Below are 19,325 nucleotides of genomic sequence, written 5' to 3'. Positions count from 1 at the left end.
TCGACTTGTTATTGATTGTCTGTGGATCCACTACCTAACAATCGGGAGTAAATCATTCGCCCTAGTTCGGTCAGGGGCATCAGTAGATACGTGAGAGGGTTGGGGGTGACGATGATCAGATTGAGGCCAAGGTCGGCTTGTTGAACAATTTGGCTGGCTACTAGATCAGCAGACATTAATCCGATTGGATTGAGCTCTGAGCGGAAGGGGCCAAGTACAAGCTTGCGGATTTTGAAGACTTTGCGTTGATTCGAGGTGAGGTTGTTCCAGCGCAGGCTGACCAGCTGACCGATCAACCGCTTGCTGATTTCATAGGTGGGGCTGAGGGCTGGTTGGATTTCAGCTTCTGATGTGTTCACCCATAGCTCGCGGGGGCGTATGGATGGTTCTGCGTTGAGGGCGAGGCTTTCAAAGAGTTCCATTAAGCGCCAGCTGCTCAGAGCATTCACCTCTAATGCCGCTTTGATGTCTTTCTGTGTCTGACGTCCCTGCGGGTTAATGCCGTGATTGAGCACGAGCACGTCAAGGCTCACAAGGGTGCTTTTGAGGGATGCTTCTTGGCTGCATTTCCATTGCACCCATTCCTGGGGTGCATCGTCTGATGGCTCTGCGGAGGGAATCGGTCCATGGGTCAATCCGATCACAACAGCTCCCCGAGAGCGCAACTTTTGGGTTAGAGCCCTGCCAAGACTTCCACTGGCTCCAGTGATGCCGATGCGGCAGTTTGACCAATGGTTGTTGAGAGTTGTGATCTGTCCCATTTCTTCAGCTTGGGGCATCCTTTGGTGTGAGCTTCAAGTTGACGTTGCCAATTCCCTCCGAAGCGGCCCAATTGGCCTTGTTTGCACCCTATTGCGGTGGCCTTTCCAGGCAGGCTGATTTGCAGCGAGCCCTGCGGCTCTTGGCTCAGAGCTCATTGAAAGGAGAGCGACCTCTTCAAGGTGGTCGTGTTCATCGCTTCACTCTTCGTTGGCAGGGAGCTAGGTCGCCACTGGAGCTGTGTTCTTGTCAGTTGTGTTTCCCAGACATCCAAGCTTTGACCTACACCTTTGATGTGTCTACGCATCAACTTGTGGAATGGTTGATGGACTGGCCTGAGTTTGGGGGGCAGGGAGACGGAGACCTGCCCAATCGATTCTGGAAGTGGCTGCTGTTGGGTTCTGAAGAGTCTGTGGGGGACGCCTAAATTGCTCAGCTATAGGAACACGGAGTCCACTGATGGGCAAGACCTTGCTGATTGGCTCTTGTGAGCCATTCAGTGGTAAATCGGCATTGGTTCTTGGTCTCGCTCGCCAGTTGATAGCGGCGAATCAGCCCATTCGCTTTGGGAAGCCTTTGGCCACGAGTGTGGAATGGGATCCCGCAGTTTCCCCTCTGCCCGAACCTTTAATTGATGATGATGTTCGTTTTGTTGGTGCAACCCTGGGTTTGTCTGAGCATCAGCTGATTCCCTCTTTGCATCTCCTGGCAAAGGCAACGGCCGATCACCGTTTGGCCATGTCTCAAATCGATGCTGGCAAAGGATTTGAGGACCTATGCAAACAGCTCGATCTTCATGCTCAGGGCCTCACCATTCTTGAGGCAGCCGGTAGTTTGCATGAAGGCCTGCTTTACGGTCTTAGTCTTGGTCAGCTGGCCCATGGCTTGGATGCCCGCGTCGTGCTGGTGCATCTCTGGCAGGACAGCTGCAGCGTCGATGCTTTGTTAGCGGCGAAGGAGCAGCTTGGAGATCATCTGGTGGGCATCGTTTTGAATGCGGTAAAACCAGATGAAATTGATGATCTAGAAACCAATGTGGTGCCTGCCCTGGAGGCCCTTGGACTGGCGGTGTTCGGAGTGATGCCCCATTCGCCACTCTTGCGCAGCGTGACTGTGGGTGAGTTGGTTAGGCGCCTAGGAGCCCGGGTGATCTGTTGCTCTGAGCGACTTGAGCTTCTGGTTGAGACTCTCAGTATCGGAGCCATGAATGTGAATTCCGCCATGGACTTTTTCCGTTGTCGTCGCAACATGGCTGTGGTGACTGGTGCTGACCGTACTGATATTCAGTTGGCGGCCCTCGAGGCTTCGACTCAGTGCTTGATCCTCACTGGTGCAGGGCAACCTTTGCCGCAGTTGATTAGTAGGGCAGAAGAACTTGAGGTTCCTTTACTCAAGGTGGATCACGACACACTGTCTACCGTGGAAGTGATTGAGCAGGCCTTTGGTCATGTGCGACTGCATGAGGCCGTTAAAGCAACCTATTCCTTCCGATTGGTGGATGAACACTGTGACTTGGACCGTTTGTTTGATGTTCTGGGGTTGCCTATGCAGGGTCGATGACCACTGCTAGCTTCGATCCATCGTCATGGGGATGTCCTTGAGTCAGTCTCTGGATCTCCCTGACCTTGATCGGGTCGATACCCTTGCCCAAGAGCTGGCCCTCTTGCAGGACAAGGGCAAGCGCCGCATTGCCATGCTTGGCAGTCGCCATGTGCCGGTGGTCGCGATTCATCTTGTTGAATTGATGGCGCGCTCCCTTGCGCAAGAGGGTCATTCTCTGATCACCTCCGGTTCACAGGGGGTGAATGCCGCGGTGATCCGTGGGGTATTGGAGGCGGATGCCTCTTGCCTCACTGTGTTGCTTCCCCAGAGCCTTGATCGTCAAGCTCCTGAGATTCGCGATCAGCTCGACTCTGTGCTTCATCTCATCGAAAAACCTGAGCACGATGAGCTGTCGTTACCTATGGCTAGCAGTCTTTGCAATCAGGAGATCATCAGTCGCTGTGACCAATTGATCTGCTTTGCTTTCCATGACAGTGAGACGTTATTGACCAGTTGTCGTACTGCTGAGGATATGGGCAAGGTTGTGAGTCTTTTGTTCTTTGATTGAGTTCAGCGACGCGGCAGTGGCAGAACCTGTAGTTGTGTGCCTTCACGGCCCATTACCACGACCTGATCACCGGCGTTTATTGGAGTCTCCAGGTCGATCGAACTGGCGGCCCAGCTTTGCCCATGCCAACGCACACGCCCATCTCCTCCAGCTTTGATTGGCGTCAGCACTTCGGCGATATCCTCGCGTTGGCGAAGCCCATCTGGACTGGGGTTGCGGCGGGCTGACCAACGAGTCAGCCAGAGAGTCCCTAAAACCGTGATCAGCAGAAAGAAGATCATCTGCAAAATCAGTGGCATGGGAGTGATTGCAGCCAAAATCGATACCACTAAGGCCCCAAGCGCTGCGAACATCAGGCCATCGAAGCTCGGTTGAGCCAGCTCAATGGCTAGGAGTAGGCCAGCTACGGCGAGCCAGATCAGAGGAATCCAGGTGGGCGAAGGCAAGGGATAGGGTGCAGGGCTTTCTCTATCTACTTTGGAGAAGAGAAAGCTGTTTGGAAGGGCTTTGCCGTGGTTCGTTTACGGACCTAGGTTTTGCCTACACAGGAAGAACATTGTGGAAGCGTTTCTTGGTTTGCCAGCTCTCTTGCTAGTTGCCTTGTTGGGAAGTGGCAGTGTCAAAATTACGAGTGGTGGACGCTCGCGCTTGGTGGAGCGGCTCGGCAAGTTCGATCGTGAACTGCAGCCTGGCCTTTCTTTTGTTCTCCCCATGGTTGAAAAGGTGGTCAGTTACGAGTCGTTGAAGGAGAGAGTTTTGGATATTCCTCCTCAGCAATGCATCACTCGTGACAACGTTTCGATCGAGGTGGATGCGGTGGTGTATTGGCAGCTACTTGAACACTCTCGTGCTTATTACTCGGTGGATAATCTGCAGGCGGCGATGGTGAATCTCGTTCTCACTCAGATCCGAGCCGAGATGGGCAAGCTTGATCTTGACCAGACATTTACCACCCGTACAGAAGTGAACGAATGCCTTCTTAGGGAGTTGGATGAGGCCACAGATCCCTGGGGGGTCAAAGTCACGCGAGTGGAAATGCGAGACATTGTTCCATCGCGAGGGGTGCAGCAAGCGATGGAACAGCAGATGACAGCAGAGAGGGAAAAACGTGCTGCCATTCTTCGTTCTGAGGGCGAGAAAGAGGCTCAGCTCAATGAGGCTCGTGGTCATGCTGAAGCCTTGGTATTAGATGCTCGCGCTCAGCAGGAAGCCCTTTTACTAGAAGCTGAAGCCCAGGCAAAGCAGCAGTCAACCCTTGCTCGCGCCAAGGCGGAAGCCGCCCTGGAGATTGCTCGGGCTTTGGAGGCCAGCCCCAGAGCAGAGGAGGCTTTGAGGCTTTTGTTGGCTAAAGAATGGATGGCTATGGGCGAGCAGATGGCTGCTGCACCAGCAGGAAGTGTCTTGATGGTTGATCCTCAAAGCCCAGCTGCTTTGCTTTCGGCACTCAAGGCTTTTCAGAAATCAGATAGCTGAGTTTGTTATGGCTGTTCGCTAGCTGGTTTAGCTCTCAAGCACTCGGCTAGGTCAGGGTTATTGGTCATGAGGTTCAAAGGGTTCTTTTTTGTGAGTGTGCGTGCCGGTTGCCTTGAGTTTTAAGCAGAGAAGCCATCCCTTGCGCTGGATTTAGATCCTGCAGCAGGGTTGGCTAGGGAACTTTGCTGCAGGATCTAAATCATGAGAAGCAACCAAAAAGCCCTTGCTGATGAGGCCGGGCCTCGCTGATGGGACTTTTTCTCGTTATTGGATCATGAGGGGCCATTCAACCCTGCCTGTTCGAGAGTTCCCGCCATCTCCATATGTAGTAGTTGTTACTTGCCTTAGTGGCAAAAGAAGCACCATGAGCAGTTTTTCTGCTCATGACAGATCCCTAAATAGTCACTACTCTCTGCATGGCCGGGTGATGGGGATCAATCGGTTCTAGGAGAATGGAAACCTCAGGCTGATCACTGGGGGATTCACTAGCGCTTCAATTGAGTTGGCTGAAGGATGCAAAGCTGTTTTGTTGGGCTTAGTTCGCAGGCTTTCTTGTCTCTGGCATATATTTTAAATATCGCTCTCAGCAGTAATGCGCTTCGCCTGGATGTTGGCCAAGGAACCGAGAACGACCGGTGAACGGTGAGGAGGTAGTTGCCTTAAGTAGGGGCCTGAAAATGCTCAGTTCCTCAACACAAAGGTTCTCTAGGCTGTGTCAATACCGTTAGTGGGTTGATTGATGGTAGAGACCTCTCTGTTTAGAAGCGGACCTTGTATTAGGCAGTGGTGAAGGGATTGATCCACTTCTGGCAACGCCTGGGGCGATCGGAATTCCGCAGCGCCAACGCCTCCTTCGCTTGATTTGAGATGGACGACCCAAAGAGAGACCTGGAAAAATTCCAGCAGGAGATTGATGAAGCGCAGGCCAAGGTCCGCAAGGTCAGCGAAGGAGGCTCATCTGTGATCAAGAAGCCCGCGAATTTGGATGTGGTTCTTGTGATTGCATGCGGACTTGGAGTGATTGCAGCTGGTGTTCACTTCGTTGGCCAGATGACCGCGCAGCATCGTTTTGCGTTGATGACTGGGATGGGTGGCGCTGGAATTGGCTTGGTTGCAGGCTTCGCTATCGGGGTAAACCGCAAAGAATCCTGAGTCTTTCGCTCATACGAGCAAGATCAGGCCGAGTTGGACCTGGTCTTGCTGAGATGTTGGGTAGGTTGAGCTCAGAACCGTTTCTAGATATGGCGACCTATTCCTTTGATGTTGTCTCGGACTTTGATCGCCAGGAGTTGGTGAATGCGTTGGATCAGGTCCGTCGGGATGTTGGACAGCGCTACGACCTTAAGGATTCAAATACTGAGATCGAGTTAACAGAGAGCGAAGTGTTGATCACCACTGCTAGCGATATGACGCTGCAGGCAGTAGAGGACGTGCTGCGAGCTAAGGCCACCAAACGCAACCTCTCACTCAAAATCTTCGATTTTCAGACGCCGGAGGCGGTTGGTGGCAGCCGGGTGAAGCAGGTGGTGAGGCTGCGCAAGGGTTTAAGCCAGGAGATCGCCAAGAAGTTGAGTAAGTCCGTGCGCGATGAGCTCAAGAAGGTGACCGTGGCGATTCAAGGAGAGAGTTTGCGGATCACCGGCAAAAACAAGGATGATCTGCAAGCAGCGATTCAGTTAGTCAAAAGCAAGGAAGATGATTTAGATGTGCCGCTTCAATTTGAAAATTATCGATAATAAAACACTCTTGCGAATGTTGCTGTGTGTATAGTAGTGGCAGTAAAATTCTTGTTTAAGTATTAGACGTGAATCATTCGAAGGGGTCGAAGATATTTAACCAAGGCATAAGGCTTGCGCTTGCTCTGAGCATGACTTGTCTTATGGCTGAGAAGTCTATGGGCAACCAGTTTGGTAGTCAGAAATTTGGGATTAAGGAGTCTACAATTGAATCCATCCATGATGCTTTTAAAGAGAGAGAGATTGATTGTGAGCAATTAATTCAGAGGTATTTATATCGGATAAAGAAGTATAATTTTAGCCTCGAAAGAGGAGCTCCGCTTAATGCATTTGTTGCACTTAATCCGAATGCAGTCAGGCAGGCAAAGGCTCTGGATAGGCATTTTAAACAAAGCAATAAATTGATTGGCCCTTTGCATTGCATCCCGATTGCTGTTAAAGACAACATTGATACCGTTGACACTCCTTCCACTTCTGGGTCGTTGGCTTTGCTTGGCTCTCAGCCAATCAGTAATGCTTTTTTGGTTAATAAATTACGAGCCGCTGGCGGCATCATTATTGGTAAAGCCGCTATGGATGAATTTGCTTCTGGTGGGGAAGGAATTAGTGGTCGTAGCGGAAGGATTGGCAATGCTTATGACCCTAATCAAAATTCCGGTGGCTCAAGTGGAGGCTCTGCGGTTGCAGTGAGTGCGAACTTTGCTGTGTTAGGGATCGGTACGGATAATAGTGGCTCGGTCAGAGTGCCTGCAGTCTTCAACGGGGTTTATGCCATTCGTCCAAGCACGGGGCTGATTAGTCATTCAGGAATTCTCCCGAGAGGCAACCTGGATGGAGTGGCAGGAGTGATGGCAAGGTCGATTCCTGATCTTGCTCTTGGCCTTGCTGCGATAGCAAGCACATCTGATCCTGATGATCATTTTACGAAACAAGTACCGCGCACAGATTCCTATGCAAATAATTTAAAAACTGCTTCCCTTGATGGAATGCGAATTGGCGTGATTCGCAGTGTTGCAGGCAATGAGGTCTTTGACGCCACCGACAAGACTTCAATGGCTCTATTCAATCAGGTCAAAGCCAGGCTTGAGAGAAAGGGTGCGTCACTTGTTGAAATCAATCTGCCCTTATTCGACACGAACAGAGACAATAATATGGCGGGCGAGGCGGAAGATATTGATCAATACCTAGGTTCTTTTGCTTCGACCAGAAGGAGCCTTCAGGACATATGTTTATCTGGTCGCACACGGCTAGGCGAGAAAGCCTGCATAGGGTATATGGAAAGTATTGCGCCAAAGTACAGCGATCGATATGATTCTGCATTAAAGACTTTTGAGAAGAATAGAAACTATGTAGAGGGATTGATGCGAGAAGATGGCATTGATGCTTTGCTAATGCCACTTAGTTCTTGGCAACCCCCAAGCTATTACGATGATATGTATCGCACAGCCACAACGGAATCGCCTGTGGCATCAAACTCCGGATTGCCGGCAATTGCTTTAATTGCTGGTTGGACATCGGCAACTCCAGCGATGCCGATCGGCTTTGAGTTGATTGGTTTTCAATATGGAGAGGGGGATTTGATCGGCCTTGCGCAGGCTTATTCTTCTGGTCTTCCAGACAGGCCTTTGCCTGAATTGAACGCAGGTAATAATGATTCTCCTTTCGAGGATGTTTGTGTTCAAGGAATCAATTACTTTATTACTCAGGCTGGTTGGCATAGTTATAAGCAGTTCCTAAAGGATGCTAATGGTCAGAATATTGATCCAGTTGCTTATCAAAGGTTTTTTGAGAAGCAAACGCAAAAATTCGCTCAAGCAAATCAACAGTCTGTCCAAGCTTGTGAATAACTGCTCTATTTATCCAGCTTTTTCCTGTTCTTGAGAGGCTTTTGCTCCGCAAACACAGGCAGAATTAGGGCTTGCTAAAAAAACGAGAATTGAATTAACTCTTGCTTCTAAACTTTTAGTTCTAGATGTAGCACCTTGGCTTCTGCTTGTTTGTATTTGCCCAGGAGAGCTGTAAGAACAGCTCTCTATTTTTGTTGTCTGTTCATGCCACTGCTGCAAAACTCTCGCGGAATGCCTTCAGGGTGGTTTCGATGTCTGCTTCGGAATGGGCAAGGGATGTGAAGCCTGCTTCGAAGGCACTTGGGGCTAGGTAGATGCCCCTTTCGAGCATGGCCCGATGCAGCTTGCCGAAGAGTTCGGTATCGGTTGCTTTGGCATCTTCGAAATTCCGTACTGGGCCTTCGCAAAGGAAGAAGCCGAACATCGCACCGATGCTGTTGCCCGTAATGGGAACCTCTGCTGCTTTGGCTGCTTCGAGAATGCCCTTAATTAAGCGCTCCGTTGTGCTTTCTAGGCGCTCATAGGTGCCTTCTTGCTTAAGTAGCTCAAGGGTCTTGATGCCAGCCGTCATGGCCAGCGGGTTGCCACTCAGCGTGCCGGCTTGGTACATGGGGCCTGCGGGGGCCACCATCTCCATGATCTCGGCTCTGCCGCCATAAGCACCAACGGGTAGCCCACCACCGATCACTTTCCCCATGGTGGTTAGATCAGGCGTGACGCCAAAGCGGGCCTGAGCACCTCCGTAGCTGATGCGGAAACCGCTCATGACTTCATCAAATACAAGCAAGGCTCCGTGTTCACGGGTGAGTTCTCGTAAACCTTCCAGGAAACCAGGCTCTGGAGTAATGAATCCGGCATTTCCTACGACCGGCTCAAGGATCACCCCGCTGATTGCGTCAGGATTCTCGGCAAACAGCTCTTTGACTGCCTCGAGGTCGTTGTAGGGCGCAGTAAGGGTGTTACTTGTGGTGCTGCGGGGCACCCCTGGTGAGTCGGGTAGACCGAGAGTTGCCACCCCGGATCCAGCTTTCACCAAAAACATGTCGGCGTGGCCGTGATAGCAGCCTTCGAATTTGATGAGCTTGTCGCGGCCAGTGAATGCGCGCATGAGGCGCAGTACAGACATGCAGGCCTCAGTGCCGCTATTCACAAAACGGACCATCTCGACGCTGGGCACGGCGTCGATCACCATTTCGGCTAGTTGATTCTCTAGCTCACATGGGGCACCAAAGCTTGTGCCCTTTTCAAGCGCATCTTGTAGAGCGACGATGACTTCTGGGTGGGCATGGCCGCAGATTGCGGGCCCCCAGCTGCCGATGTAGTCGATGAAGCGATTGCCATCGACGTCCCAGGCGTAGGCACCCTTTACGCGGTCAAACACGATCGGTTGACCGCCTACGGAGCGGAATGCTCGCACTGGAGAACTAACGCCACCAGGCATTAAGCGCTGGGCGGCGCTGAAAATCGCCTGGGAGCGGGTGGTGTTCAAGGCTGAAGCTGTCACAGGGACCGAAGCCAAGTGGCTGATACGAACCGTTCGCCATCTTGACCCAAAAAGGTCAGAAGCGGATGAACTGTGTCAGGCCATCCGTTTACTTCAGGGTTTGCTGCCTAGGTTGTTGGACAGATGCGCGGGCATGGTGTCCCACGACTGGACTGCTCTAGACAGGGACTTAAGGCGATTTTTGCCGAAGAAGTCGGTGGTCTCCAAGCGGCAAGAGTTGCTCGTTTACGACTGTGACGGGTTAACCATCGATCGTCATTGTCCTCCTTTGGCAGTGTTGCCCGAGACCACTGAGGAGGTGTCTCAGATCTTGGCTTGTTGTCATCGCCATAGCATCCCTTTTGTCGCTAGGGGTAGTGGTACGGGGCTCTCGGGAGGTGCATTAGTGGAGCAAGAGGCGCTGTTGGTGGTGACCAGTCGCATGCGCAGGATCCTTTCGATGGACCTTGATAACCACACCATTACGGTGCAGCCAGGAGTGATCAATAGTTGGGTGACTCGGGCGGTCGCTGGGGAAGGGTTTTATTACGCCCCTGATCCTTCCAGTCAGGTGGTGTGCAGCATCGGTGGCAATGTGGCCGAGAACTCCGGTGGTGTGCACTGTCTCAAATATGGCGTCACCAGTAATCATGTTCTGGGGCTTGAAGTAGTGCTTGCTGATGGAACGGTGACCCTTCTCGGTGGTGGACTGCCGGAGCATGCGGAGCTCGACCTGCGTGGGGCCTTTATTGGCAGCGAAGGCACCCTGGGGATCGCCACAGCGATCACTCTGCGGCTCTTGCGGGCGCCGCAACATGTGACTGTGCTGCTTGCAGATTTCCCCACCATGGAGTCTGCTGGCGAGGCGGTCTGCCAGGTCACCGCTGCCGGAGTTTTACCTGCGGGTATGGAGATCATGGACAACTTCATGATTAATGCAGTCAATGATCTGTTTGGCTTCGACGAATACCCTCGTGATGCCGCGGCTGTGCTGCTGATCGAGCTCGATGGTCAGGCGGCGGAAGTCACTGTGGCCGCAGACCAGGCCAGTGGACTTTGTAGCAAGGCAGGAGCGAGGACCATTCGTCGTGCAGAAGAGCCTGCTGACCGTGCCTTGCTTTGGAAGGGACGCAAGTCAGCATTTGCTGCGGTTGGGCAGATTTCACCCACCTATTACGTGCAGGACGGTGTCGTGCCACGCAGTACTTTGCCGAGGGTGCTAATGGCAATAGAGAGGCTTAGTCGGGAGTATGAGTTGCCGGTGGCCAATGTTTTTCATGCTGGCGATGGCAATTTGCATCCTTTAATCCTCTACAACGCAGACACGCCTGATGTGGAGTCTCGTGTTCGGGATCTGGGGTCAGCCATTCTGCGTGAGTGTCTTGATGTTGGCGGCAGCATCACTGGTGAACATGGGGTTGGGGCTGATAAGCGCTGTTATCTCGATTGGATGTTTGCAGCGGATGATCTGTCCACAATGAAACTGCTACGAAGAGCCTTCGATCCAGATGGACGGGCCAATCCTGACAAAATTTTCCCCACTCCAAAAAGCTGTGGTGAGTCGGCTCGGCGCCAGGTCATCTTGACTTCAGAAGGTCTTGAGATGCCTTCAGAAGCCAAGGCATTCTGACTGCTCCGCAGATGAATCCTTGACTGCGACTATTGCCTTAAAGAATCATGTCCTTCAATTGCTGAACAGTTCCGACATCTCCTCATCGTCATCAGTTGGAGTCCAGTTGAGATCTACGCTTACCGGGGCATGATCACTAGGCTTTTCATGGCCCCTTAGATGCTTGTGAATCACACAGCTTCTGGCCTGACTGAGAAGCTCATCGCATAGGTAGATGTGATCAATACGCCAACCCTGATCACGGTCCCAGGCACCACTTCGATAGTCCCACCAGCTCCAATGGTTGGCATCTGGTTCGAACACGCGGAACACGTCGTGGAGCCGGTCTCCTAAAACCTTTAGAAGAGCCTCTCTTTCAAGCTCGCTAGCCATAATCCCTCCCGTTAGTAGTTCGGGATGATGAATGTCTCTTGCTTCCAAGGCGATATTGAAATCCCCAACGAGGCAGAGGGGTTCATCCCGTTTCGCTTGTGCACACAGATAGCGGTTTAGGCAGCTCAGCCATTCGAGTTTGTAGGGATATTTCTCCGATTTCAGAGCTGAACCGTTGGGAACGTAGGCATTGACGATACGAATGTTGTTAACGAGCGCGCTGATGACGCGCTTTTGCTCTCCCAGTTGCAAGGCTTCGGCATCCTCTGGGAGCTCACCAGTGAAGCCCCGGCGCACATCTTCGAGAGGTTGGCGGCTAACGATTGCAACGCCGTTGTAGGCCTTCTGTCCGTGAAAGTGCACTTGATAGCCCTGAGCTTCAAAGACCTCGTGAGGGAACAGCGGATCATCCACTTTGGTCTCCTGGAGGCAAAGCAGATCGGGTTGGGCATCCTTTAGCCAAGCTTGCACCTGATCGAGGCGGGTGCGAATTGAGTTGACGTTCCAGGTAGCGATCTGCACAGGTCATGAAAATCTGACCATGACAATTAGCATTAGCCTTACTGAACTTGGGGATGCGTCATTGATCAACCAAGCCCCCTTAGGTCTTAATCCCTTTCGCAAGCTTGGTTTGGCTGCACTGCCAATTGCCTTGCTCAGCCTGACAACAGTTGTCGATCGTGCTGAAGCACAGCTTTCAGGTGACTATCAGACACCTCAGGAGCGTGATCTTTACAACACCGTTCCGGGGAACAACGACAAAGGAACGATTCTCGATGCCACCAATCCGATGGACCTTATGAATCGTTTGCGAAGGTCCACAGCAATGGACGATGCCACAGCTCCTTCTGATGCAATCGATGCAGCCCTCAAGGCCCTGGAATTGGAGAGTTCTGAGGCTTCGGCGAATCAGCCCTGAGGACAGTGTTTGAACCTTTTGTGCGGATTGAGTTAAGCCTCCACTGACTCGCCAGGCCATCAATCAAGGGATCCGCTTCGCCTGGTTTGTTACGGCGTTCTCTAGCTTCTTGAAGCAGAGTTTGTGCTTGCTGGTCTTGGCCTTGCTCCTGCCGCATGAGAGCAAGAGCGAGCAAGGGACGTGCGTCTGTTGGTGACTCATTCGATAGAACGCGATAGAGCGCAGCGGCAGCCTTGGTTTGTCCTGTCTGGCGCTGCAAATCTGCCAGGAGAAGCCCTATCGGTATGCGCTTGCCTTTTGTTTTTGACCCAAATCTCTTTTTGAGTTCAGCAACGGCTGCTTTTTCTCTCCCGGCCTCTAGGTCAAGCAAGATCTTCAATTGCAGGACCTCGAGGTTGTGAGGCTGGATGGTTATTAGCTGGTTGATGTCCTTCTGGGCTCCATCGCGATCTCCCTGCTCGCGCTTTAGTTCCGCGAGCATCAACTTCCATAACCAGGTTTTTGGCTGCCTGGCCATTAGCAGTTCAATTTGGGTCATTGCCTCCTCGTTGCGGCCTAGGACCAGCAATCGCTCCAGCAGCTTCTGCTGTTCTTCTGTGTTCAGATCACCATTATTTTGTTGATCGAGCAGATCTTTCACCTGCCGATTGAGGATCTCCCGATTGCCAAGAGCTCTTGACTCAGGTGCGATCAATTGAGCTCCAAACCATGCCAGTGCTGAGGCGGTCATGAGCCCAGTGATCAGAAGGATCATCCCGCGGGAGGGCAGAATCCTTTCGGGCTTAAGCACTTCAGCGAGCAGAAAATTACCTGGTCAGTCTGGGACGGTTCACGAATGCTGGCTAGATTTCCAATTGGGCCAGTGGATGCCCTTTTTTTCGATGCGCGACCATCCGATTCCTGCGGCCACTGAGCCGTTGCAGTACAGAGCCATCGGTGTCGTAAGAGGCACTTATCGGCCGCAAGATTCTGAGCAGTTCACTCGAGGTTTCCTGGTGGATTCTGAAGGGGTTGAGATTGAGGCTGTTGTCCTAGGCCGGGTGCTCACCTTGATGCGTCGTCATCTAGCCATGGATCAACCTCATCTATGGGTCGTCTATCCCCGCTGCCGCGAAGCGGATCATCTCCATCTACAGATCTCTGGAATCTGGGAGCCCAGCACCCTGAAACAAACCTTGCTTGATGAAAGTGATTCAGAGCGTTCGAGTGATTCCAGCTTGGAAACTGAAGATCAGCTTCCTCAAGGGGACGACTATTTTTCTATTCGTGGTGAATTGATCTATACCAGGCCTGAAACCGGTGACCTGGTTTTGAAGGTTCGCCAGAAGCCTAGGGCTGATGGCAGTAGACCATTGCCGTTCAAATTGCAATTAAAAGGGGATGTGCCCCTCAGTAATCTGCGTCATTTTGTGAGTTTGGAGGTGCGACGTCGTGGGCAGCAGCTTCACCTTGAAGACTATGAAGTGATGGGGCCGATGCCTACTCGCGGTGGCAAGGGGCGAGGCGGAAGAGGTTCCCTTGTTCGACGGGACGGACGCGGTCGCCAGCCCAATAACTGAATGTCGTTGATCCAACCTTTCTCCTTAAGCCTTGGCGTTAGATCCTTCGCTGCATTGGCTGTCTATTTAGGCGTTGTGATTGCTATTGGTTTGGCTGTCGACAAGCTGTATTGGCAGTCTGTTCATGTTTGGTTTGTTCAGTTTCCCAAGGGACTTCCTCAGGGGCAATGACGGCCCTGTTTGTTGACTGCCCAACTGGTCTGGCTGGTGACATGCTCCTGGCCGCATTTTTGGATCTGGGTGTGCCTCGGGCCGTGATTGAGGCTCCCCTTGCAGGGCTTGGCCTTGAGCAGGGTTATGCCCTTACGGTCGCAGAGGACCGCAGCGCTGGCTTGAGGGGCCTGAGGTTATCCGTTGAAGGGATCGAATTGGAGCCTCCTCATCGGCTTTGGCATGACATCAGAGCGCTGATCATGGAGGCTGATTGGTCAGAACCTTTGCGCGCCAGGGTGTTGAGGGTGTTTAAGGCTTTGGCGGAAGCAGAGGCTGCGGTTCATGGTCACCCCATCGAGCAGGTGCATTTTCATGAAGTGGGCATGATCGATGCTTTGGTTGATGTGGTGGGTGTTTGTGCGGCTGTTGAGCACTTGGCTCCCGAACAGATTGTCTGCGCCGTACCTCCGGCGGGGCGAGGCAAGACGGCAACAGCTCATGGCTTCTTGCCGGTTCCGGTCCCGGCCGTTTTGGAACTAGCCCGAAGACATCAAATCTGCCTCGAGGTTGGTGATGACCTCCCGGCTTGTGAGCTCACCACTCCGACGGGGCTTGCCTTGATGGCTGTGCTGGCAGAGCGCTTTGGTCAGCCTCCCTCGCTAAGAATCAACACGATTGGAGTGGGTTTGGGACACCGCACTCTTGATCGCCCAAACATCCTGCGAATCTGTGAGCTCGATGGTTTCGAGAGAGAGCGATCTGAAGAAGAGATGGCTGGTTTGAGATGGCAGCCGGTGGTTGTGCAGGAAGCCTGGATTGATGACGCCACGCCTGAGGACGTTGCCGTTTTCAGTGATCAGTTGCGGGATGCCGGAGCGTTGGATGTTGTTTCTGAGCAAGTACAGATGAAAAAAGGTCGCCAGGGGGTCAGTGTGAAGGCATTGGTGACTGCTGAACAGGCTCCTGGGTTGCGAGTGGTGTGGTTCTCTCAGGGAACGACTCTGGGGTTGCGGGAGCACTCTCATGGGCGGTGGTTGCTGCCTCGTCGTGGGGGATCCTGTCCCACGCCATGGGGCTCAGTGCGTGTCAAGCAGGTACGGCGACCTCAAGGGATCCTCACTGTCAAGCCGGAGCATGACGATCTCCTTCGCCTCAGTATTGAGACGGGCAATTCTCTGGAGGAGTTACGCCGTGAAGTGTTGTTGGCTTCGGAGGATTTTGTTGCAGATGAGGATTGGACATGGTGATCTCAGGCTTGATTCGCAATGGGCGGGGTTTGAGGTTTTGGCTGGGCAAGGTGGCTCTCCCAGGTGGGTTTCGACTCTGGATCACGCTCGCAAGTCTTGCCTTTGTGGTGGTGGCATTGGTCAGCCATGGGGCACAGTTGCGTCAGCTTTCCCTGAGTGGCCTGGCCTGCTGGTGGCTGGTGCTTGGCGTGGGAATTAGCTGGTCGAGCCTCGTGGTGAATGCACTCGCTTGGCGAGTGTTGGTGGGTTGGTTGGGCCATCGACCCAGGCAAATATCACTGATTCCCCTTTTCCTGAGTAGCAATCTGCTCAAGTATCTGCCTGGCGGGATCTGGCATTTGGTTGAGCGAATGCGGGTGTTAAGGCCCCATCTGGGGGCCGGGCCTGCATTGGCGTCTGTGTTGCTCGAGCCCTTGCTCATGGCCGTTGCGGCCCTGCTTTGGGTTCCCTTCGGAGGTTGGCAGTCAGGCCTTGCGATGGCCTGTTGTTTGCCAGCAATGTTGTTGATACCTCGCTGGAGAGAGCCCCTGTTCAGACGCTTAGAACGTGCCAAAGCCAAGCAGCTCGATCGGGTTGATCAGGGTCTGGTTGGTGTTGTTTCAGCAGAATCATTGGGCAGTGGACGAGACGACTACCCCTGGAGTTCGCTGGCGATGGAGATGCTCTTCGTGGCGTTTCGCTTTGCTGGATTTTGGTGTTGTGTGATGGCGTTTTCGCTGAGCACCAGCTTGTCGATGGTGGAATGGTTGGCAGCGTTTGCCTTGGCTTGGACTGTGGGCTTGGTCGTTCCTGCAGCGCCTGGAGGGCTAGGGGTTTTTGAAGCAACTCTTTTGTTGCGAGTGGGCTCTGAGGTGCCGGAAGCGCCCCTTTTAGCGGTGGTGCTCTGCTACAGGGTGATCGCAACGATTGCCGATGGGCTTGCCGCTGCTGCGGTTGCTGGGGATCGTGCGTTATTGAAGCGACAGACGGTGCATTAGCGAGGCAGACGGCACATGCAATGAGGTGATGAGATGTCTCAGTTTTTAAAAATTAAATTGTCTATAAAAGTCTGAAACCCTTATTGATGATTTCAGATTAGCGACAGCATTGATAAATCTTGCGGCTCTAAGTAGAACGTTCTCTGTGTTGTTGAGTCGAGACCAATCGGTGTGCCTTGTTGCTCGACATGGTTTGGTCTTTACCCTTTCTGCATGGCTGAAAAGGCTGAGTCAAATTATCGGAATCAACGGCACTTCTTGTTGCGAAGTTGCTTGCGCCTTGCGTTAGAGAGTGCTGGAGAGATTCTGGTTTCTTGGGGCATTCTAGGGATAGAATTTCGCTTAATGACTGTCAAGCTATAGAATCATAGCTGGAGTCTTAAATTTTAGAGTAGAGGTTTCTGAACAAAAAAGTTCTCTCTGAATCCAAAGAATAGCAGCTTGCTCGTCAGATTTAGTTTGTTAATGCTCCATTAAATAGCACAGTGATAACACCTCCAAGTATCGCGGCTAAACTGCAGCTCCATACCACGCAATGCCTTCGTTAGTCCATTCTGCAGAAGAGTTGAGGATACCTTGTTCTTGTGTATTAGTTGAATAAAGATGCGAACCTGTGTAATTATTAAAATACCGTACTACAGCAAGGCCGTCTGCCTCGGTAGAACCTTCCTGAGGAGTGTATACAGTAAATGCGACACCTTCATAATAGTAATGTTGCGTAGCGGGATTGGACATGATTAGGTCTTTTTCAGAGTCGTTTGCTGTATAGAAATGCCTGCCCTCTCCTAGGACATTGAACCTATGTAGACTAGCGCCTCCTCCTGTTGGTGTTCTATAAGACAAGCCTTCGTTTAACCATCCTTGGCCTGTGACGACATCTATTTCATATTCATTAGACGAGAATAAGTGTATTCCGGTTAATGAATTATAGAGCCTGTAAACACCTCCTTCTTCAAAGAGGACTCCAGCTAAGGGATTTGATATGGGTTCATCTAAATAATCGTAATCATCTTCTCTTCCCCAAATACTTACTAAAGCGTCAATATCGGACTGAGTCCAGTCTACACTCCATCCATTAAGACCTTCGTTATATGACATCACAGTATCATCACTATTGTAAGCGGGATTGTAACCATTATCACCTGGGTGATCTAAGCCAAGTGAATGCCCAATTTCATGGATGATTGTGTTCCTATCAAATTCCCAGTCGCCAGTGTATAACCATGCGATATCAAACCAGGAATAAGCACCATATCCCATGGTCCATGTCATACCTACATATGTGTCACGCCATCCACTATGACCAGAAAGATTATATATATCTAAATCAGATCCACTATATGTATACACTCTTGTGAAGTCAAGATCAATATGCGTGTCTATAGAGTTAAATACAGAGACTATATAATCTACTTCATAAGTTGAATGGGAGTAAGTATAGCCATATCCATAACCAACTTCCTCGTACCCACTCGCATTATGAATATAATAAGTAAGTGTTTCCGTGCCAGCCAGGTTGTTATTGAGATGATTAACGCCACCCTCCCATGTTATCAAATCAGGGCTTATTGGCATTCGTACAAAGCCTAGGCTTGATTAAGAATATCCTTATAACTTATTCAATAAAATGGCTAAACTGCAGATCGTGTAGATAACTTAATAATATAGCACTAGTTTGGCAATATTGATTAATGCTTGATAAAGCAAATTGACGCGAGTGAACGCATGAGGCCTTAAGGCTGAGCAGGCCTAGTTAAAGCTTGTTTTCATCAATTACCATTGGGTTAAAAAGCTAGGCCATTGCAATCTTTTTAATTAAAGTCCTGGGTCGTTATTCGCCCTCTAGCTGTCGTGCATCGGTCTACCGCCTTGTTTTGCAGATAATGAAGTTAAATCACGAAGTGATGGACCTTTTTCCAAGGTCCATCCTCAAGGGGCAGCTTGAACCCTCAGTGCTCAGCAGCCTGCAGAGTCTTGCGGCTCAGGTGCTCGCGAATCCAGAAAACAGCCCTGATGCATCGTTGAAGCTGGCTGGGCAACTCAACCAACAAAGAGAGCTTGCTCTCAATCAACTAGAAGTTCAGATTTTTTGCAATCAAGCTGTCTTGCCTGGTTGTGAACGTTGGATTCGTCATGTGATTGATCGGCAACCTCCGCAAGGACGTGGCCCATGGACACCAGGCCGCTATCGACTGCAGATGGTGGATGTTTGGTTGAACAGTCAACGTGCTGGTGATTACAACCCGACCCATACCCATGGTGGAAGTTTTTCGGGTGTTGCATTCCTGCAAGTGCCATCTCAGATCAGGCCAGAGAGTTTTGATGGTCAGCTTTGTTTTCATGGCCCTGAGGAATGGCACATCCAAAGTTTTCGCACGGGAATGGCGCACTATGTTTTGCCAGTGCCAGGTGAGTTTTATGTTTTCCCCGCATGGCAACCTCATTCTGTGATGCCTTTTCGAGGTGAAGGAGAGCGCTGGTCATTGGCTTTTAATGTTTTGGCATTGCCTAAGACAAAGGATCAGCCCAAGCCACAAGATGAGCCGACCACCTCTCAGTTCAATCGAAACGTGTCCCTTTCATCCCAGAGGGCTGAGGCGAAAGGGTTTTAGCTAATTTTGTGGTTGAAAAATTAATGCTTCATCTTGATCATGAACAGCTCCAATCGTCTGGAGGAAATTAACTCATGCCCTGCAACTTTGCTAAAAGAAAAGACGCTTAGTCGTTGCCTGATATCAGAGTCAATAGCGGCAAGTCCAAGCATCAGAGGCTCCATGTATTAATAGCCTTGAAGGAGCTTAAGCTACGTTCAATGTATAGGCCTAAGAGAGAGTTTGCTTGATTGTGTGTTTAGCCAAGTGGGACATTGGTTGTATACCAAATGGGCGAACCCATTTCAACTGTAACCCCGACCAATCGCAGAGAAAGGAAAGCGTCAAGGCCAAGGAATAGGCGTATTAGAAGCACATTTTTATATTTTTCCATGGACTGGTCTTCAATCAAAAGATGCCAATATCTTAGTCTTCTGATGCTGCTAATCTCGTATCAAATAAGTGATTT

20 protein-coding genes are annotated in these 19,325 nt (G+C 51.3%); 14 read left to right on the top strand and 6 right to left on the bottom strand.

Annotated elements, in window-relative coordinates; genetic code table 11:
• Window positions 1-8: 8 nt before the first annotated feature.
• Window positions 9-779 carry an SDR family oxidoreductase gene (locus AKG35_RS06945; protein WP_011130673.1) on the bottom strand — a complete coding sequence of 257 codons (771 nt, stop codon included), beginning with the start codon at window positions 777-779 and terminating at the stop codon, window positions 9-11.
• 20 nt (window positions 780-799) lie between these two features.
• On the opposite strand from AKG35_RS06945, the gene ebsA reads away from it, so the two are divergent.
• From ebsA to AKG35_RS06930, 3 genes are read left to right on the top strand one after another with little or no spacing between them, the layout of a single operon-like run.
• On the top strand, window positions 800-1,186 hold the full coding sequence (gene ebsA / locus AKG35_RS06940) for a type IV pilus biogenesis protein EbsA (RefSeq protein ID WP_236069567.1): 387 nt from the start codon (window positions 800-802) through the stop codon (window positions 1,184-1,186).
• Between the two features lie 32 nt (window positions 1,187-1,218).
• Window positions 1,219-2,319 (top strand): phosphotransacetylase family protein, encoded by a 1,101-nt coding sequence (locus AKG35_RS06935; protein WP_011130671.1) that lies wholly within the window; start codon window positions 1,219-1,221, stop codon window positions 2,317-2,319.
• 31 nt (window positions 2,320-2,350) lie between these two features.
• Entirely contained in the window at window positions 2,351-2,869 is a 519-nt protein-coding gene (locus AKG35_RS06930; protein ID WP_041385128.1) for a DNA recombination-mediator protein A, read from the top strand.
• Between the two features lie 2 nt (window positions 2,870-2,871).
• Here AKG35_RS06930 and AKG35_RS06925 read toward each other — a convergent pair whose 3' ends face one another.
• Window positions 2,872-3,315 (bottom strand): NfeD family protein, encoded by a 444-nt coding sequence (locus AKG35_RS06925; RefSeq protein WP_011130669.1) that lies wholly within the window; start codon window positions 3,313-3,315, stop codon window positions 2,872-2,874.
• A gap of 112 nt (window positions 3,316-3,427) precedes the next feature.
• On the opposite strand from AKG35_RS06925, the gene AKG35_RS06920 reads away from it, so the two are divergent.
• The 4 genes from AKG35_RS06920 (at window position 3,428) to AKG35_RS06905 (ending at window position 7,925) form a co-directional block, all read left to right on the top strand.
• Complete coding sequence (locus tag AKG35_RS06920) at window positions 3,428-4,342, top strand: SPFH domain-containing protein (RefSeq protein WP_011130668.1); 915 nt, start codon at window positions 3,428-3,430, stop codon at window positions 4,340-4,342.
• Window positions 4,343-5,209: 867 nt separating this feature from the next.
• Complete coding sequence (locus AKG35_RS06915; protein WP_041384508.1) at window positions 5,210-5,494, top strand: hypothetical protein; 285 nt, start codon at window positions 5,210-5,212, stop codon at window positions 5,492-5,494.
• A gap of 89 nt (window positions 5,495-5,583) precedes the next feature.
• The gene (locus AKG35_RS06910; protein WP_011130667.1) at window positions 5,584-6,078 is read left to right on the top strand and encodes a YajQ family cyclic di-GMP-binding protein; all 495 of its coding nucleotides are present in this window, start codon (window positions 5,584-5,586) and stop codon (window positions 6,076-6,078) included.
• 143 nt (window positions 6,079-6,221) lie between these two features.
• The gene (locus AKG35_RS06905) at window positions 6,222-7,925 is read left to right on the top strand and encodes an amidase (RefSeq protein ID WP_236069565.1); all 1,704 of its coding nucleotides are present in this window, start codon (window positions 6,222-6,224) and stop codon (window positions 7,923-7,925) included.
• Between the two features lie 202 nt (window positions 7,926-8,127).
• Here the strand turns inward: AKG35_RS06905 and hemL are convergent, their stop codons facing one another.
• Window positions 8,128-9,429 carry a glutamate-1-semialdehyde 2,1-aminomutase gene (gene hemL / locus AKG35_RS06900; RefSeq protein WP_041385125.1) on the bottom strand — a complete coding sequence of 434 codons (1,302 nt, stop codon included), beginning with the start codon at window positions 9,427-9,429 and terminating at the stop codon, window positions 8,128-8,130.
• 133 nt (window positions 9,430-9,562) lie between these two features.
• On the opposite strand from hemL, the gene AKG35_RS06895 reads away from it, so the two are divergent.
• Window positions 9,563-11,038: an FAD-linked oxidase C-terminal domain-containing protein gene (locus AKG35_RS06895; RefSeq protein ID WP_236069704.1), complete on the top strand. Its 1,476-nt coding sequence runs from the start codon at window positions 9,563-9,565 to the stop codon at window positions 11,036-11,038.
• Window positions 11,039-11,092: 54 nt separating this feature from the next.
• Here the strand turns inward: AKG35_RS06895 and xth are convergent, their stop codons facing one another.
• Window positions 11,093-11,932: an exodeoxyribonuclease III gene (xth, locus tag AKG35_RS06890; protein WP_011130663.1), complete on the bottom strand. Its 840-nt coding sequence runs from the start codon at window positions 11,930-11,932 to the stop codon at window positions 11,093-11,095.
• 19 nt (window positions 11,933-11,951) lie between these two features.
• Between xth and AKG35_RS06885 the strand changes: the two genes are divergently transcribed.
• Window positions 11,952-12,329: a hypothetical protein gene (locus AKG35_RS06885; RefSeq protein WP_328284550.1), complete on the top strand. Its 378-nt coding sequence runs from the start codon at window positions 11,952-11,954 to the stop codon at window positions 12,327-12,329.
• Here the strand turns inward: AKG35_RS06885 and AKG35_RS06880 are convergent.
• Entirely contained in the window at window positions 12,280-13,059 is a 780-nt protein-coding gene (locus AKG35_RS06880) for a tetratricopeptide repeat protein (RefSeq protein WP_236069564.1), read from the bottom strand. The genes AKG35_RS06885 and AKG35_RS06880 overlap by 50 nt on opposite strands.
• 151 nt (window positions 13,060-13,210) lie before the next feature.
• Here AKG35_RS06880 and AKG35_RS06875 point away from each other — a divergent pair, with 151 nt between their 5' ends.
• The 4 genes from AKG35_RS06875 to AKG35_RS06865 are packed head-to-tail and all read left to right on the top strand — an operon-like array spanning window position 13,211 to window position 16,265.
• A complete protein-coding gene (locus tag AKG35_RS06875) occupies window positions 13,211-13,888 on the top strand; it encodes a hypothetical protein (protein WP_197524582.1) in 678 nt (225 codons plus the stop codon).
• Window positions 13,889-14,059 carry a hypothetical protein gene (locus AKG35_RS12945; protein ID WP_157859853.1) on the top strand — a complete coding sequence of 57 codons (171 nt, stop codon included), beginning with the start codon at window positions 13,889-13,891 and terminating at the stop codon, window positions 14,057-14,059.
• On the top strand, window positions 14,056-15,288 hold the full coding sequence (locus AKG35_RS06870) for a LarC family nickel insertion protein (protein ID WP_011130660.1): 1,233 nt from the start codon (window positions 14,056-14,058) through the stop codon (window positions 15,286-15,288). The genes AKG35_RS12945 and AKG35_RS06870 overlap by 4 nt, the downstream gene beginning before the upstream one ends.
• A complete protein-coding gene (locus AKG35_RS06865; RefSeq protein ID WP_011130659.1) occupies window positions 15,282-16,265 on the top strand; it encodes a lysylphosphatidylglycerol synthase transmembrane domain-containing protein in 984 nt (327 codons plus the stop codon). The genes AKG35_RS06870 and AKG35_RS06865 overlap by 7 nt, the downstream gene beginning before the upstream one ends.
• A gap of 510 nt (window positions 16,266-16,775) precedes the next feature.
• On the opposite strand, the gene AKG35_RS06860 is transcribed toward AKG35_RS06865, so the two are convergent.
• Complete coding sequence (locus tag AKG35_RS06860; RefSeq protein WP_157859852.1) at window positions 16,776-17,822, bottom strand: hypothetical protein; 1,047 nt, start codon at window positions 17,820-17,822, stop codon at window positions 16,776-16,778.
• 347 nt (window positions 17,823-18,169) lie between these two features.
• On the opposite strand from AKG35_RS06860, the gene AKG35_RS06855 reads away from it, so the two are divergent.
• Complete coding sequence (locus AKG35_RS06855) at window positions 18,170-18,877, top strand: putative 2OG-Fe(II) oxygenase (RefSeq protein WP_419177144.1); 708 nt, start codon at window positions 18,170-18,172, stop codon at window positions 18,875-18,877.
• Window positions 18,878-19,325 lie beyond the last annotated feature (448 nt).

Origin of the sequence: Prochlorococcus marinus str. MIT 9313, from assembly GCF_000011485.1 — a bacterium.
GTDB lineage: Bacteria > Cyanobacteriota > Cyanobacteriia > PCC-6307 > Cyanobiaceae > Prochlorococcus > Prochlorococcus marinus_D.
The sequence above is the reverse complement of the archived record's forward strand: the minus strand, read 5'-3'. Positions and strand labels throughout refer to the sequence as shown.